The sequence below is a fragment of the Shewanella sp. POL2 genome, assembly GCF_000282755.1.
Classification (GTDB): domain Bacteria; phylum Pseudomonadota; class Gammaproteobacteria; order Enterobacterales; family Shewanellaceae; genus Shewanella; species Shewanella xiamenensis.
Genome location: NZ_AKZL01000024.1, coordinates 23,279 through 37,478 on the forward strand (window position 1 = coordinate 23,279; position 14,200 = coordinate 37,478).

Below are 14,200 nucleotides of genomic sequence, written 5' to 3' on the forward strand. Positions count from 1 at the left end.
AGCCTAACATGCCGTTTTATCAGTAACTTTGCTGAAACACTGGGCAAGTTGCACAGCAATTCACCATTTGACAATAAAATTCGTTTTTTTGCTTGCCAGCCTTTCGCTATCCCCCTAATATAGCGCTCGTTCGAAAGCGAGATGCGTTTAGCGGTTTCGATATAGCTAATACAATGCACCCGTAGCTCAGTTGGTTAGAGCACTACCTTGACATGGTAGGGGTCGGTGGTTCGAGTCCACTCGGGTGTACCACTCTTTTCACAGAGTCTAAAAAGTGAAATTCAAACAGTGCACCCGTAGCTCAGTTGGTTAGAGCACTACCTTGACATGGTAGGGGTCGGTGGTTCGAGTCCACTCGGGTGTACCATTTCTAGCTTTAACTCTCTATAAAACCTAAATTTAATATAAACATCCATCAAGATGCTTAATTTTTATTTGTGCCTAAGATAAAATCTTCGTGCCTGTTCTAGGTTTTCCAAAACATTCAAACATGCCCCACCCTTCGGCTCTGTCTGATTTTTCCTCTATTGCTTAATCCACATTTACCGCTGTTCTCCCCCAAATTCGCCGTTTTCTCTAAATTTGTACCCATTTCGTGCCAAACCTACTGGCACAACATGCTTTTGATGATTTTTTGTTATTACCATCGTAGTTAGCCCATAGATGCTGATAACAGACTCGTTTTGCGTGTATCTAGATAAACATTCAACAACGTAACAATTTTATCACCATGAGTACGACGGGTAATGCCGCCTAGAAACAGCAAAGCCGCAATCAAATGTGCGGCTTTGCAGAGCAAGACATTGGGGAAATTAGGCGTATTTACGTACCTTTTTTAAGGCGATTTGTTGCTTCAATGCCGATAAATGCTCGATAAACACTTTACCGTGTAAATGATCAATTTCGTGTTGCAAAACAATGGCTAAAAAGTCGTCGGTTTCGATTTCAACCGCTTTGCCTTGTCTGTCTAAGGCGGTGACTTTGACCTTTTCGAAACGGCTCACTTTCGCGCGATAGCCAGGGATTGAAAGACAGCCTTCTTCACCCACATATTCGCCAGACTTTTCAACAATCTCTGGATTAATCAGCACTAAGGGTTGGTCACGGGTTTCGGATAAATCGATCACAATCACCGCATCTGTACTGCCCACTTGGGTCGAGGCCAGACCAATACCATCGTCAGTGTGGTACATGGTTTCGATTAAGTCATCGATAAATCCCTGAATTGCTTCTATATCTTTTACGGGTTGCGCTTTGCGTTTTAGACGTTCATCGGGAATTGTCAGAATATCGAGTACAGCCATGCCTGTTTCATCTCTTATGGAGTCAAAAAAATTGGCGCCATTATGAACTATTCCTGTGTTTTCTCAATATTCAAAACTAAATAGTTTAATAAAAATCATTACAATCGATTTTTTAGATTGACATTACGGCTTTTCAAACTAGCCTCTGTTTCACTTGGCCTTCGTTTAACGCTACACTGGCTCATCTGTTCATGTTTTACTTGGCATCATCATGCGGTTTGCAAAAGATAAGTCTCCACTTTATCGCTACTTAGAGCAAGATAAGGCTAATACGCCAGACGAGTTAGACAATACACAAGATATACGAAGTCATGACCTATCACCCATGGCGAAGATTTGGCAGATTGTAGCGATGATCCCGCCCGGCAAAGTTAGCAGTTATGGTAAGATCGCCGATTTCGCAGGGTTACCAGGACGCGCTCGCTATGTATCCAGGGCTCTCAAATTGGCCCCCGAACATTTGTCACTTCCTTGGCATAGAGTACTCAATCGTCAAGGAAAAATTTCCTTCGAAAAACATTCAGCCTCCTTTCAGGAACAGATGGAATTATTGCGCCTTGAAGGTGTAATGGTGAACTGTGGCAAAGTGAACTTGTCTGAATGTGAGTGGCAACCGGATATGGCAACCTTAGTGATGTCAATCCCGTTCTAATTTAATATATTGATCTAAAACTATTTATTCCAATATAAACTCGGTTATAAACACTTAAATTTGATAGCTGAGCCATAGGATAAGCAGTGTTAGCCGCTTTCTGTTTGCGATATAAAGGAGCATTAATTGCGCACAATTCCAACGTTATTCGTGAGTCTCGCACTCACCCACAGCGTATTTGCGATGGCGGCGCCAACGCCTTTAACGCCTCAAACTGCTGAATATCAAGTTAATTATGGTGATGTTGAACTGGGTAAGGCCAAGTATCAACTGCCAGCCATAGAGGATGGCGTCTATAAATATCGCTTCGACAGCGATCTTAGCCTGTTATTACTGACCGATGTGCGCCATGTACTGAGTGAGTTTGCCCAAGAGGGGAATCAATTATTGCCGCTGCGCTATTTGCATGAGCGCCAAGGCGTCGGCCCAAATTTTATCGAACAAACCGCCTTTGCTAAGGCACAGGGCATGATCCACACCCGTTATAAGGATGAAAAAGGTAAATTCCCGTTTGAAGGTGATATTTTCGATCCCTTAATGGTGCAGCTGCAGTTTCGACTCGATATCAGCGCTGGCAAAGAAGTGCTTGATTATAAAATGATTAAATCTAACGAGCTCGATGAGTATAAGTTCCATGTGATTGGTAAGGAACGGATGACAATTGAAAGCGGCAGTTATGATACTGTCAAAATTGAGGTAGTGCGTGACAATCATAAACGCCAAACCTTCTTTTGGATGGCGCCGGATTTAGCCTACCTCCCCGTTCGTCTAACGCACTTTGAAAAAGGCAGTAAACAGCTCGATATCAAACTGCTTAAGTATCATTTTGACGATGTGCCAGTTGAAGCCGCGCCCGCTGCCGTTGATACTGAAGTTCCGACGGAGCAGAAAGTACCTAAACTCCTCGGCACAGGCGCGAATTAAGCCAGTTACACATTTATCGCAATTTAAGATGGATTTAGCGCTGTTTCTAAGATGCCGTAACAGCACAAAAGGCCAAACGTGAGTGACTCCGTTTGGCCTTTTGTGTCTTATTTAATTCCGTCAAAGTGCAATGACTGACTGTGACAGCGCCCCAATTACAAATCGATAAGCAGCTCACCTAAGCGGAACAACTTCCAATTACCGGGTTGCATCACCTGCCAGTCTTCGTTTTCGGTTAGCGGCCGAGTGGCAATTACAGTCACGACATCGTGTGGCGTGGTTTCTTTATCAAAATCAATCACTACATCGGTATCAATTAATTTTGCCTTGCCAAACGGCGCCCTGCGGGTGATGTAACACAGATTATTACTGCAATAACTCATCAAGTATTCGCCATCGCTGAGGATCATATTAAACACCCCAAGCGCACGGATTTGTTCGGCCAGCGTTGCCACAAATCGAAACACCGCTTGCATATCTTCAGGCCGACGATCACCAAACTTGGCCGCGATTTGCTCCAATATCCAGCAAAAAGCCAGCTCGCTGTCGGTATCACCAACACTCTGATAACGAGACACCTGAAACTTCGCCTGATAATCGCTTAACTGACCATTATGAGCATAGGTCCAATAACGGCCCCACAACTCACGGGTGAATGGGTGAGTATTTTCCAGGGAAACACAGCCGCGATTGGCCTGACGAATATGGCTTATCACCACCTCGCTTTTAATCGGATAGGATTTGATCAATTTTGCAATATGCGACTCACTACTCGGGCAAGCATCTTTAAAAGTTCTGCTGCCACGGCCCTCATAGAAAGTGATCCCCCAACCGTCTACATGGGGTCCAGTGACGCCACCACGCTGTGCTAAACCCGTAAAACTAAAAACAATATCGGTCGGCACATTGGCGCTCATCGCCAGTAACTCACACATGTTTATCGCCTTTCTCTATTCAAATATCCACAGTTTTGCATTGTAACTAGTTGATGACATTTGTGGAATGATCAAAGGTGACAAAAATTTAAACAATTGTTTGAAAAATACTTGTATTAAAACTGCCTTAGGTTTAACTTTTATGCGACACAGGTCAGACCACAAACTATAATTGTGATCGCAATCAACAAAACTCGTTATGACCTGTGATTGGCACTCGGTCATACTTAAGGAGAAATACAGTGACTACCCTACTTTGGATCATCGCCATGATCTTAGTGCTAGGAGCCCTAGCTTACCTTCGGGTATCTTTGCTCACTGCCACTATTGCAGCCGCTGTTGTGATGACAGCCGGATGGACACTCGATGTTGTTGGCCCTATCTCTTGGATTATCTTCCTAGTGATCGCGCTGCCCCTCAATATCAGTGCATTTAGACAAAATGTTATCAGTCGCCCACTGATGAAGATGTACCGAGGCATCATGCCCGAAATGTCTTCTACCGAAAAAGAAGCGATTGAAGCCGGTACCACATGGTGGGAAGCCGATCTGTTTGCAGGTAACCCGAACTGGAAAAAACTCCACAACTACCCTGTCGCTCGTTTAAGTGCCGATGAGCAAGCCTTCTTAGACGGTCCAGTTGAAGAAGTGTGCCGCATGGTGAACCAACACCAAGTATCACATCAACTGGCTGATTTGCCTGCTGAAGTATGGCAATACCTGAAAGATCACGGCTTCTTCGCCATGATCATCAAGAAAAAATACGGCGGTTTAGAGTACTCAGCCTACGCCCAATCACGCGTGCTGCAAAAGCTTGCGGGTTTAAGCAGCGAGCTGGCATCCACTGTAGGTGTACCTAACTCATTAGGCCCTGGCGAACTGTTACAACACTATGGTACGCCAGAGCAGCAAAACTATTACCTGCCACGTTTAGCCAAAGGGCTAGAAGTGCCATGTTTCGCACTGACAAGCCCAGAGGCTGGTAGCGATGCAGGCTCTATCCCTGACTTTGGTATCGTGTGTAAAGGCCAATGGGAAGGCGAAGAAGTCTTAGGTATGCGCTTAACCTGGAACAAGCGTTATATCACCCTCGCACCTGTTGCGACTGTATTAGGCTTAGCCTTTAAACTGCGTGACCCTGATCACCTGTTAGGCGATAAAGAAGAGCTGGGCATTACCTGCGCGCTGATCCCAACAGACGTTGAAGGCGTTGAAACGGGTCGTCGTCACTTCCCGCTGAACTGTATGTTCCAAAACGGTCCTACTCGCGGTAAAGACGTATTCGTACCATTAAGCTTTATCATCGGTGGTCCGAAAATGGCTGGCCAAGGCTGGCGTATGCTGGTTGAGTGTTTGTCTGTAGGCCGTGGTATTACGCTGCCATCAAACTCTGCTGGTGGTGTCAAAACCGCAGCATTAGCAACTGGTGCCTATGCGCGTATTCGTCGTCAATTCAAACTGCCTATTGGTAAGTTAGAAGGGATTGAAGAGCCAATGGCACGTATCGGTGGTAACGCTTATCTGATGGATGCGGTGACTTCATTAACTACCACGGGTATCGACTTAGGTGAAAAACCCTCGGTTATCTCGGCTATCGTGAAATATCACCTGACCGATCGTATGCAGAAATGCGTTATCGACGCCATGGACATCCACGGTGGTAAAGGTGTGTGCTTAGGCCCTAACAACTACTTAGGCCGTGGCTATCAAGCGGCGCCAATCGCGATTACCGTTGAAGGCGCAAACATTCTGACTCGTTCGATGATCATCTATGGCCAAGGCGCAATCCGTTGTCATCCTTATGTCTTAGCCGAAATGGAGTCAGCGTTTGATACTGAGTCTGGCCAAGGTTTAGCCAACTTCGATGCGGCCATCTTCGGTCACATTGGTTTTGCAACCAGTAACTTTGTGCGTAGCTTCTGGTTAGGTCTGACATCAAGCCGTTTTTCTAACGCGCCTTACTCAGATAAAACCAAGCGTTATTATCAACATATGAACCGTTTCAGTGCTAACCTAGCCCTGCTATCAGACTTAGCGATGGCAACTTTAGGCGGCAACTTAAAACGTAAAGAACGTATTTCAGCCCGTTTAGGCGATCTGTTAAGCCAGTTATACCTCGCCTCTGCAACCTTAAAACGTTACCAAGATGAAGGCCGTCAAACCGACGATCTGCCACTGGTACAATGGGCGGTTGAAGATGCTCTGTACAAGTTACAGGCTTCATTAGACGATTTACTGGATAACTTCCCAATGGGTCTAGGCGGTGTATTACGTGCCATCATGTTCCCATTCGGCCGTCCACTGAAACGTCCAAGCGATGTGTTAGATCATAAAGTCGCCAAGATCATGCAAACCCCTTGTGAAAGCCGTGATCGTTTAGGTAAAGGTCAATTCTGGACTAACTCTGAGCACAATGCCGTGGGTATTCAAGAGCAAACGCTGAAGGATATTCTGGCCGCAGAACCTTTATTCGACAAAGTCTGTAAAGCTAGTGGCAAGCGTTTACCTTTCATGTGGTTAGATAAAGTCGCTGCTGAAGGTAAAGCCTTAGGCGTATTAAGCGACAGCGAAGTACAACTGTTGGAAAGAGCCGAAATCGGCCGCATGAAGTCTATCAATGTGGATGACTTCGACCCAGCAGAACTGCGTCCTGAAGTCGTCGCGACGACTTCACAGGAACGCGCCGCTTAATAGCTAAGCTGAACTAGCTAAGCCTATCCAAATAAAAAAGAGGCACTACCTATGTAGTGCCTCTTTGTATCTACGCCTCACTTAACAGGCTTATCTCTTCGAAAATACCAAGCTAATCCTTAGTTATCCTTAATCCCGTCCATTATCCCTTAGCTAAAGTTTCATCCGATGTATTAATGCTATCTTGTGCATTAGCCTCTGGTAGCGATGGCTCCCCAGCATTAATTTGTTCTTGCAGCTCAAGTCTTTGACGCTCAGCTTCTGCTTCCTGATCAGCCTTGGCTTTTTCCTCAACTTTTGCTTTGTCTTGGGCAGCTTCTTCCACCGCTTTGGCCTGGGCCTCTTTGGCTTCTTGCTCAGCAATCGCCTGCTGAGTTTTCGCTTCTTCAAGGGCTTCAACGGGCAATAAACTGATTAACTCAATACCATTAGGGAATGGAGTATCATTGCCTGAAACGATAACCACTTTGCCTTCTTTAGTCAGATACACTAGCGGCAAAGCGGTTTCACCATAACGCTTACGGAAATGCTCAAAGGTGAAGTTTTCGGTTAAGTTAGTGACTTTAAGCTGTGCCCCTTTCGCCATTTGACTAGCAATTTTGGCATAGGAAACCGTATCACCAAATAAACATAGCCGCTGTTTGTAAGACTCAGACAATTGATGGCGCGCGCTGCCCTGCTCGGCATTATTAAGACCAAAGACCTTTTTAGCGCCTAACACATCTTGAAAATAAAACGTCACTAGCGGGTTTAACTGTTTATAGGGCGACATGATCAGCACGCGGCCAATTCCGGTTAAATCCATGTAAGTTTCAGCATGTTCCGAGGCAGGATTGCCGAAATAAACTGGAATATTGTCCATCCGCGCAAGACGAATGTTATCCCAGTTGCTATCGGCTAACAGCACTTTCACCTCTTTTGCCTTTAAGAGTTTTGCCAGCTCGCGGGAAAATTTAGAGGCGCCAAAGATTAACACTCCTTGAGCCGACCCCGATGTGACCCCAAGGTATTTCGCCCAGCGCCCTGCGGTTAAACTTTGGATAACCACAGTACCGATAATAATTAAAAACACTAAAGGCACAATCGCATCAGCGCCCTGCACATTATTGGCTTCTAGCTTAATTGCAAATAACGAAGACACGGCCGCAGCCACAATCCCGCGCGGGGCGATCCAACATAAAAACCATTTATCGGCCTTTGACAATGACGTGCCAATACCTGATACCCAAATACTGAGCGGCCGTGCGATAAGCATGGTCACGGCGAGTACACCAATGCCGCCCCAGCCTAAATCCATCATGGCATTCGAGTCGAGTCTCGCTGCTAACAGAATAAATAAGGCGGAGATCAGCAGAACTGTCAGTGTTTCTTTAAATTCAAGGATTTCAGCAATATCCACACCGCGCATATTCGCCAGCCATATGCCCATCACAGTGACCGTAAGTAATCCCGACTCTTCCTGTAGCAGGTTTGAGCCAACAAACACCCCGAGCATCAAGGTCAATACCGCTGTATTACGTAAATAATGGGGAAGCAAATTATGCCTTATCACTTGGCCGATTAAATAACCTGCCGCAGCCCCTAAGCCTAAACCTAGCGTTAACATTGATCCTAGCGCGAACAATACATGGTGAGTGGGGTTGCCAGATACCGTAATATATTCAAATACTAATACCGCAAGTAGTGCGCCGATTGGGTCAATCACAATCCCTTCCCAGCGTAAAATACTCGCGAGCTGCGACTTAGGCCGCACACTGCGCAGCATTGGTACAATCACAGTTGGCCCCGTGACCACCACCAACGCACCAAATAGCAGCGCAACTTCCCAACTAAAATTCAACAAATAATAGGTAGCGGTACTGATACAGCCCCAAGTGATCACCATACCGATGCTCACTAAGTGAGTCACCATGCGGCCATGATCTTTAATCTCTTTAAAATTGAGGGTTAATGCACCCTCGAACAGGATCACGGCAACGCCTAGGGAAATAATCGGAAACAATAAATCCCCAAATATTGCATCGGGATTTAACACTCCAAACCCAGGACCTAACATCAAACCGCAGATGAGTAGCGGTAAAATTGCTGGTAATCTCAACTTCCAACCAAGCCATTGACAAAAAAGCGAAAGCACGCCGATGAGTGCTAGCATCCCAGTGATTTTTTCAACCATAAAACATCCTTTCGTTAGGTGAGGCATGCGATTGTGGATTTAACCTAACACGCTTTTTCATTCAGGAAAATAAACGGTTAATGATAACAATAGCAGTAAAAAGCACGCTCTAGTGATGCAAATAAGTTAGATGATATTCAACTTTATTCGCATACCAAGGGAGTCCGAAGGGTTACATTGCTATATAGGAAACACGAAAGCGACAGAGAATAAAGTTGCAGTCTATTCAGTAAGTTGGGATAAGTTAGTGATCGAATAAATATGTAAGATCTAAATGTCCACAAATGTATCTTGAGTTAGAGATTAGCTAATTTTAGTTTTATTTGCTCATCGGGTAGCTTATTCAATATTTCATCGGGGATTCTGCCGTGATATTTAGTGGCATAGTGTGCCAAGCATAATAATAAGGCTAGATTATGTTCAACATTACTCACCTCAGGCTCTGCGCTGGATAAAATGTTGTCACATAAGGATTCGCTATACCCCCAAAGCGTTAAAAGATAGGCTGATATAGAGACGATGAGTTTTCTCACTGGCCACTCCGTAAACTGAGTCGCAAACGAATCTTGCCAAATACGAGATGCCAAAATCAACTCACCTATTGACGACATCAAAGCGGCAATAAATAGCTCTTCTTGTAGACTCTTTTGTAAATTAAGTGCTTTAGCGATTTTTTGAGCGTTAAGCGCTAACTGATACGCATGCTCGTTAATTCTACTCTGTGCAGACTTATCAATAATCGACGTCGCCGATTGCTCAATGGCGATAGAACTAATAATAGCGCTAGTTAAATCCACCCCTAAGCGTTTGATAGCCTCTTCAATTGACAGTGTTGTGCGGCTAAAACCCAAAAACGCAGAGTTTGCGAGTTGTAATAATTTGGCGGTAATAATTGGTTCGTGGGCAATAAGATCAACAATATCGGCGGCTTCGGATTGCTGATTTAGAAGCACTTTGCGGACTTGTTGCACTATGTCTGGCAGAGGTAGTAATAAAGCACTTGCGCCCAACATTGCTCTAACGTCTTGGGAGAATGGCAATTTATGAACCCGTTCCACTGAGGTCAGAAGTTGTACAATATCCTGTTCATTGAAGGGTTTACTCAATACAAAATGAGCCGTTTTGCCCGCTTTGCATACTACTTCCTCTGTCGTGTCACCTGTAAGTAACGCTCTAATTGCCTGGGGATAATGTTTTGAAACCTCAACGAGTACCCTATCGCCATTAACATCAGGCATTAAATAATCGCAGATTATAAGATCGACATTAACATCATTAGCTATAGATTTTGCCCAGTTTAGGCCATCCTCCTCAGTCCAAAACTGCCAGTCAGGTCTCAGTCTTTTCGCTAGCCGCAAGAGAGCTCTAAGCATAAAACTGTCATCATCAACAAAGAGTACATTAAACATAACTCTCTCCTAAGCCATTGTAGCTGAAAGACTTTCAAAAGAAGCCAATAGCGCTAAATACTCCTCTTCAGATTGCGGTTTAGAAATGCAGTATCCTTGCACTACATCACAACCTAAGGATTTGACAATATTGAGTTGGTCCAATGTTTCAATACCCTCGACAACCACTTTCATGTTCAGATCATGTGCTAACCTAACCACATTAGCCACTAAACTTTCAGTATTCAAATTACTTTCAATATCGAGCACAAGTGAACGGTCAATTTTTAGTACATTAATAGGTAGTTTACTCAAGTAACTCAAAGATGAATAACCGGTACCAAAATCATCTATCGCAATACTGATACCGAGTTCAGCAATCGCCTTAAGGGTGATCGCGCAATCTTCAAGGTTATTAAGCAAAAAAGTTTCTGTTAATTCAAATTCTAAATCTGTCGGTGAAACGCCTGTCAGCTGAATATGATGCTTTATCCAGTGAATAAAATCAGGCTCAGTTAACTGTCGACCAGATATATTAATTGCCATTTTTCCAAATTGAATGCCTTCACTCCGCCATCTGGCCGCAGTAATAAAGGCCGTTTTGAGTACCCAATAGCCAATATCAACCATTTGGCCATGTTGCTCAGCTAAAGGAATAAATAACGCAGGTGAAACCATCCCAAATTCGGGGTGCAGCCACCGAATGAGGGCTTCACAGCCGGACAAATTATATTTGGCAAAATCAAATTTTGGCTGAAAATGCAGAAAAAGTTGACGCTGTTGCACCGCATGAAATAACGCCTGATTTAATGAGATCTGGTGTTTTTTTCGTTCAATAGCTTGCTGATCATAACGCATGAACATCCGGACTGAGTCTTCTGCCATCATCAGATTACCCAGTAATAAATTATTCAGAACGGCTCGAGGCTCATCACCATCGTCGGGTATAAGACAGTAACTAACAGCATAATCCAACTTAGATGAGGTCAAATTAGCTTTACCAGTCACGGGGTCAATAATTGAAGCGGCCTTCTGTAAAGCGTCCATCTCGGAGGTAATATCAGGTAAACAAAGCACAAATTGTTCATTCGCTAGTAGTGCAAGCTCCCCTGCCGTACCAGTGGAATTAAGTAGCTGTAATGCAATATGCTCGATAGTCCGCTGCGCTTCTGAATAACCAATCATGCGGCTCCAGAGTTCAAAACTTTTGATCTTGATAACAACGAGAACCATAGCTCTGCGAGAATTGAGATATTGTGTCATCATCGAGATAAGCTGCTGATAATTAAGCAGCGAAGGAAGTTCAAATGCCGTGTTTAGCAACTCTCCATCAGTCACGGGATTTAAACACAAAACGACTCCAGAAGGGCCAGCTAAACGACAACTCACTTCTAATTCTGTGTGATTCAATAACCTAATAGATACACTCTGACCGATTGCAAATGTCTGTTCCTGCAAGGTTAACCTATCTGTTTCAACCAAAAACTCATCAAGCAAACGTCCCTCGACCAAGGTTGAACCCAAGAGCTTTGTCGCCGCAATATTAGCATGCACAATTTGATTAGATGGGGATATCTCGAGTAAGGCATCGGAACTAGCCAACAACATTTTTTGGGATTGGCGTTGAAAAATCTGTTTGTTGTGATGCGTAAATGCATTCGCTATTTCTTCAAGTAACTCGTTATCTTCCCAAGGTTTTTGCAGAAAACGATACGCACTACCCGCATTAAGTAATGACTTCACCGACTCAAAATCTGAATAACCACTAATGACAAGCCCGACGACTTCAGGATATAAGCGTTTGATTTTAGAAAGTAACAGCCCTCCATCCATATAGGGCATTCTAAAATCGGTCAAAACAACTTTACAATCATAAGTGAGTAATAGGTTTAACGCTTCTTCTCCACTTTGAGCAGTCTTTACCGAATAGCCAGAACGAGTTAATAAGCGTTTTAGGGCCTTTAAAATGCCAACATCGTCATCGACTAGTAGTAAAGAGTTATCCATTGTGGCCTCTAGCTTAAGAGCATATTTACTCTGTCCAATAGATCATGATTATCAAAAGGTTTTGCTATCGCATCATCCGCACCTAATCTAATCGACTCTGCTAACTCTTTAGGTGAAAGCCCTGATAATACTAAAATTTTAATATTTGCTAACTCCGGTCGCTCTCGAATAAATTGGATAACTTCAAAACCATTCAACCCAGGTAAGGACAGGTCAAGAACAATTAAATCTGGCTTTTCAGCAATAATTTTCACCCCAGCCTGAAAACCATCCTGTGCCGATAAAATTGCAAAGGGTGTTGAATGGAGTGCCCGCCTGAGTGCATTTCGCATCGATAATTCATCATCAATGATAAGAATAGACTTTTTATCAGCCATTAACTCATTATTATTTGAGGCTAAAAAGGCTTCTGGCATTGGCATGTTTTGTTGATGTAGAAAACTAATGAAGTCATCAACCAAGACTCGATAATTACCCCGTCCAGGTAATTTGTGACCTTTTAATTGACCTTTAGCGATCCAGCGACTCACTGTGCGTTGATGAACATCGCAATATTGAGCAATATCGCTTGGCTTGAGCGTTTTCATGCTCTCGTACCCATGATTATTCTTGCTTAGTTAACACTTATAGCATAATTTTAATCTATAAGACAAATAGGACAAATGCGATAGGTGACTTAATGCCAACCCCATCTGAAAGCACTCTGCCATTGATTTTGTGTGTAGACGATGAAGCCAGTATTCTAAAATCGCTACAGCGGCTTTTTATCGGTAAGGAGCTGCAGCTTTTATTGGCTGATAGCGGGAGCCAAGCTTTAGAGTTAATGAAGCAGTATAGAATCAATGTCATTATCACCGATATGCGTATGCCGAATATGACGGGGGCAGAATTTTTAGCTAAAGCGGCGGTATTACAACCAGACGCTTACCGCATTTTAATGACCGGTTATGCTGATCTTGCCTCGACGGTCTCTGCAATCAATCTTGGAAAAATCCACAGATATGTTCAAAAACCTTGGGATAATCAAGAACTATTAACTGTGGTTGACGAAGGATTAGCAATGTACCACTTAATTCGTCAAAACAAACAACTTACTGCCAAGGTAGCCGCACAAAACAAACAGTTAAAAGAACTCAATAACTCCCTTGAGGAAACCGTTCAAAAACGTACAGAACAACTTAAGCAAACACTATTAAAATTCAAAAACTTAGCAAGTGAACGACAAAAAGATGAAGCTGCTACCTTAGAGGTACTCTACAATATCATCGTGAGTTATCCACCACTCAGTGGCGAACTGGCCCGTAAAATCAGCGCCACCTGCGAATATCTTGCAAATGCATTGCAATTGCCCGCAGAACAGGTAGTTACGATAACAAAAGCGGGCTTATTTTCAGAAATCGGTAAAATCGCGCTCCCCACCAAAATAGCTGAAACGGCATATACCGACCTCTATGATCGTGAACGTCGTTTATTTAATGAACATCCATTACATGCCGAAGAGATCTTACTGCCCGCGATACATTTAAGCGAAATGTCACTCATCATCGTCAATCAATTAGAACGCTTTAATGGCGGTGGTGAACCCGCTCAAAAAGCAGGCGTAGACATCCCTCTTGGGTCACGAATATTGGCAGTAGCGAGAGATTTTTGGCTGCATGTTGAAGGCCGATACGATGGTAATAAAAAAAGCATGGCTGACGGCTTTGACGCAATAAAACTACGCCAGGGCAGTTATTATGACCCAGTGATAGTCAACGCTTTGTCAATTTTAGTCACTTCCGAAGAAGTAGACATAGCAAACAAAGCTAGAAGAGGACTACAAGTGAGTGCACTTAAAGCCGGTATGAAATTAAAGCAAAACTTATACAATCTTAAGCACATACTGCTGTTACCTGAAGGACATATACTAACCTCTGCTTCACTTGATAAATTATCAAAGTATCAGCTAAAACATAAGGAGCAATTGTTAGTTGAAATAGAAACAAACTAAAGCTTAAAACATTATAGATCAATGGGATGACTTAAATATATGACTCCCTGAATACATGTAAAATGCCCACGCTGTGATGTTAAAAGTCCGACAGGAGCGAAAATATTCAACAGTTATCATCCCTATGACCATTGCGG

The 14,200-nt window shown here is 43.6% G+C and carries 10 protein-coding genes and 2 tRNA genes; 6 read left to right on the forward strand and 6 right to left on the reverse strand.

The window, feature by feature from the left end; translation table 11 throughout:
* Positions 1 to 175 precede the first annotated feature (175 nt).
* Both SHEWPOL2_RS08460 and SHEWPOL2_RS08465 read left to right on the forward strand, forming a co-directional pair.
* Positions 176 to 252 (forward strand) — tRNA-Val (locus SHEWPOL2_RS08460).
* Positions 253 to 290: 38 nt separating this feature from the next.
* Positions 291 to 367: transfer RNA gene (locus SHEWPOL2_RS08465), tRNA-Val, on the forward strand.
* Between the two features lie 445 nt (positions 368 to 812).
* Here the strand turns inward: SHEWPOL2_RS08465 and def are convergent.
* The gene (gene def / locus SHEWPOL2_RS08470; RefSeq protein ID WP_037427638.1) at positions 813 to 1,304 is read right to left on the reverse strand and encodes a peptide deformylase; all 492 of its coding nucleotides are present in this window, start codon (positions 1,302 to 1,304) and stop codon (positions 813 to 815) included.
* 208 nt (positions 1,305 to 1,512) lie between these two features.
* On the opposite strand from def, the gene SHEWPOL2_RS08475 reads away from it, so the two are divergent.
* Positions 1,513 to 1,956 carry an MGMT family protein gene (locus SHEWPOL2_RS08475; RefSeq protein ID WP_109277771.1) on the forward strand — a complete coding sequence of 148 codons (444 nt, stop codon included), beginning with the start codon at positions 1,513 to 1,515 and terminating at the stop codon, positions 1,954 to 1,956.
* 126 nt (positions 1,957 to 2,082) lie between these two features.
* Entirely contained in the window at positions 2,083 to 2,880 is a 798-nt protein-coding gene (locus SHEWPOL2_RS08480) for a DUF3108 domain-containing protein (RefSeq protein WP_037427641.1), read from the forward strand.
* Between the two features lie 155 nt (positions 2,881 to 3,035).
* Here the strand turns inward: SHEWPOL2_RS08480 and SHEWPOL2_RS08485 are convergent, their stop codons facing one another.
* Positions 3,036 to 3,815: a class II glutamine amidotransferase gene (locus SHEWPOL2_RS08485; protein WP_037427643.1), complete on the reverse strand. Its 780-nt coding sequence runs from the start codon at positions 3,813 to 3,815 to the stop codon at positions 3,036 to 3,038.
* A 242-nt stretch (positions 3,816 to 4,057) separates the two neighbouring features.
* On the opposite strand from SHEWPOL2_RS08485, the gene fadE reads away from it, so the two are divergent.
* Positions 4,058 to 6,505: an acyl-CoA dehydrogenase FadE gene (fadE, locus tag SHEWPOL2_RS08490; protein ID WP_037427644.1), complete on the forward strand. Its 2,448-nt coding sequence runs from the start codon at positions 4,058 to 4,060 to the stop codon at positions 6,503 to 6,505.
* Positions 6,506 to 6,647: 142 nt separating this feature from the next.
* On the opposite strand, the gene SHEWPOL2_RS08495 is transcribed toward fadE, so the two are convergent.
* The 4 genes from SHEWPOL2_RS08495 to SHEWPOL2_RS08510 all read right to left on the reverse strand — a co-directional run bounded on the left by SHEWPOL2_RS08495 (position 6,648) and on the right by SHEWPOL2_RS08510 (position 12,660).
* Positions 6,648 to 8,678, reverse strand: coding sequence for a cation:proton antiporter (locus tag SHEWPOL2_RS08495; RefSeq protein ID WP_037427645.1), 2,031 nt, complete (start codon positions 8,676 to 8,678; stop codon positions 6,648 to 6,650).
* A 296-nt stretch (positions 8,679 to 8,974) separates the two neighbouring features.
* Positions 8,975 to 10,087, reverse strand: coding sequence for an HDOD domain-containing protein (locus tag SHEWPOL2_RS08500; protein WP_037419113.1), 1,113 nt, complete (start codon positions 10,085 to 10,087; stop codon positions 8,975 to 8,977).
* A 9-nt stretch (positions 10,088 to 10,096) separates the two neighbouring features.
* The gene (locus SHEWPOL2_RS08505) at positions 10,097 to 12,073 is read right to left on the reverse strand and encodes an EAL domain-containing protein (protein ID WP_037427646.1); all 1,977 of its coding nucleotides are present in this window, start codon (positions 12,071 to 12,073) and stop codon (positions 10,097 to 10,099) included.
* An 8-nt stretch (positions 12,074 to 12,081) separates the two neighbouring features.
* Complete coding sequence (locus SHEWPOL2_RS08510; RefSeq protein ID WP_037427647.1) at positions 12,082 to 12,660, reverse strand: response regulator; 579 nt, start codon at positions 12,658 to 12,660, stop codon at positions 12,082 to 12,084.
* 92 nt (positions 12,661 to 12,752) lie between these two features.
* Between SHEWPOL2_RS08510 and SHEWPOL2_RS08515 the strand changes: the two genes are divergently transcribed.
* Positions 12,753 to 14,063 (forward strand): HD domain-containing phosphohydrolase, encoded by a 1,311-nt coding sequence (locus SHEWPOL2_RS08515; RefSeq protein ID WP_050991328.1) that lies wholly within the window; start codon positions 12,753 to 12,755, stop codon positions 14,061 to 14,063.
* Positions 14,064 to 14,200 lie beyond the last annotated feature (137 nt).

Excerpts from the sequence above, each read along its gene's own strand:
- SHEWPOL2_RS08500 (WP_037419113.1), bottom strand. The coding sequence starts at position 10,087 with ATGTTTAATGTACTCTTTGTTGATGATGACAGTTTTATGCTTAGAGCT.
- SHEWPOL2_RS08510 (WP_037427647.1), bottom strand. The coding sequence starts at position 12,660 with ATGAAAACGCTCAAGCCAAGCGATATTGCTCAATATTGCGATGTTCAT.
- SHEWPOL2_RS08515 (WP_050991328.1), top strand. The coding sequence starts at position 12,753 with ATGCCAACCCCATCTGAAAGCACTCTGCCATTGATTTTGTGTGTAGAC.
- SHEWPOL2_RS08485 (WP_037427643.1), bottom strand. The coding sequence starts at position 3,815 with ATGTGTGAGTTACTGGCGATGAGCGCCAATGTGCCGACCGATATTGTT.
- SHEWPOL2_RS08495 (WP_037427645.1), bottom strand. The coding sequence starts at position 8,678 with ATGGTTGAAAAAATCACTGGGATGCTAGCACTCATCGGCGTGCTTTCG.
- def (WP_037427638.1), bottom strand. The coding sequence starts at position 1,304 with ATGGCTGTACTCGATATTCTGACAATTCCCGATGAACGTCTAAAACGC.
- SHEWPOL2_RS08505 (WP_037427646.1), bottom strand. The coding sequence starts at position 12,073 with ATGGATAACTCTTTACTACTAGTCGATGACGATGTTGGCATTTTAAAG.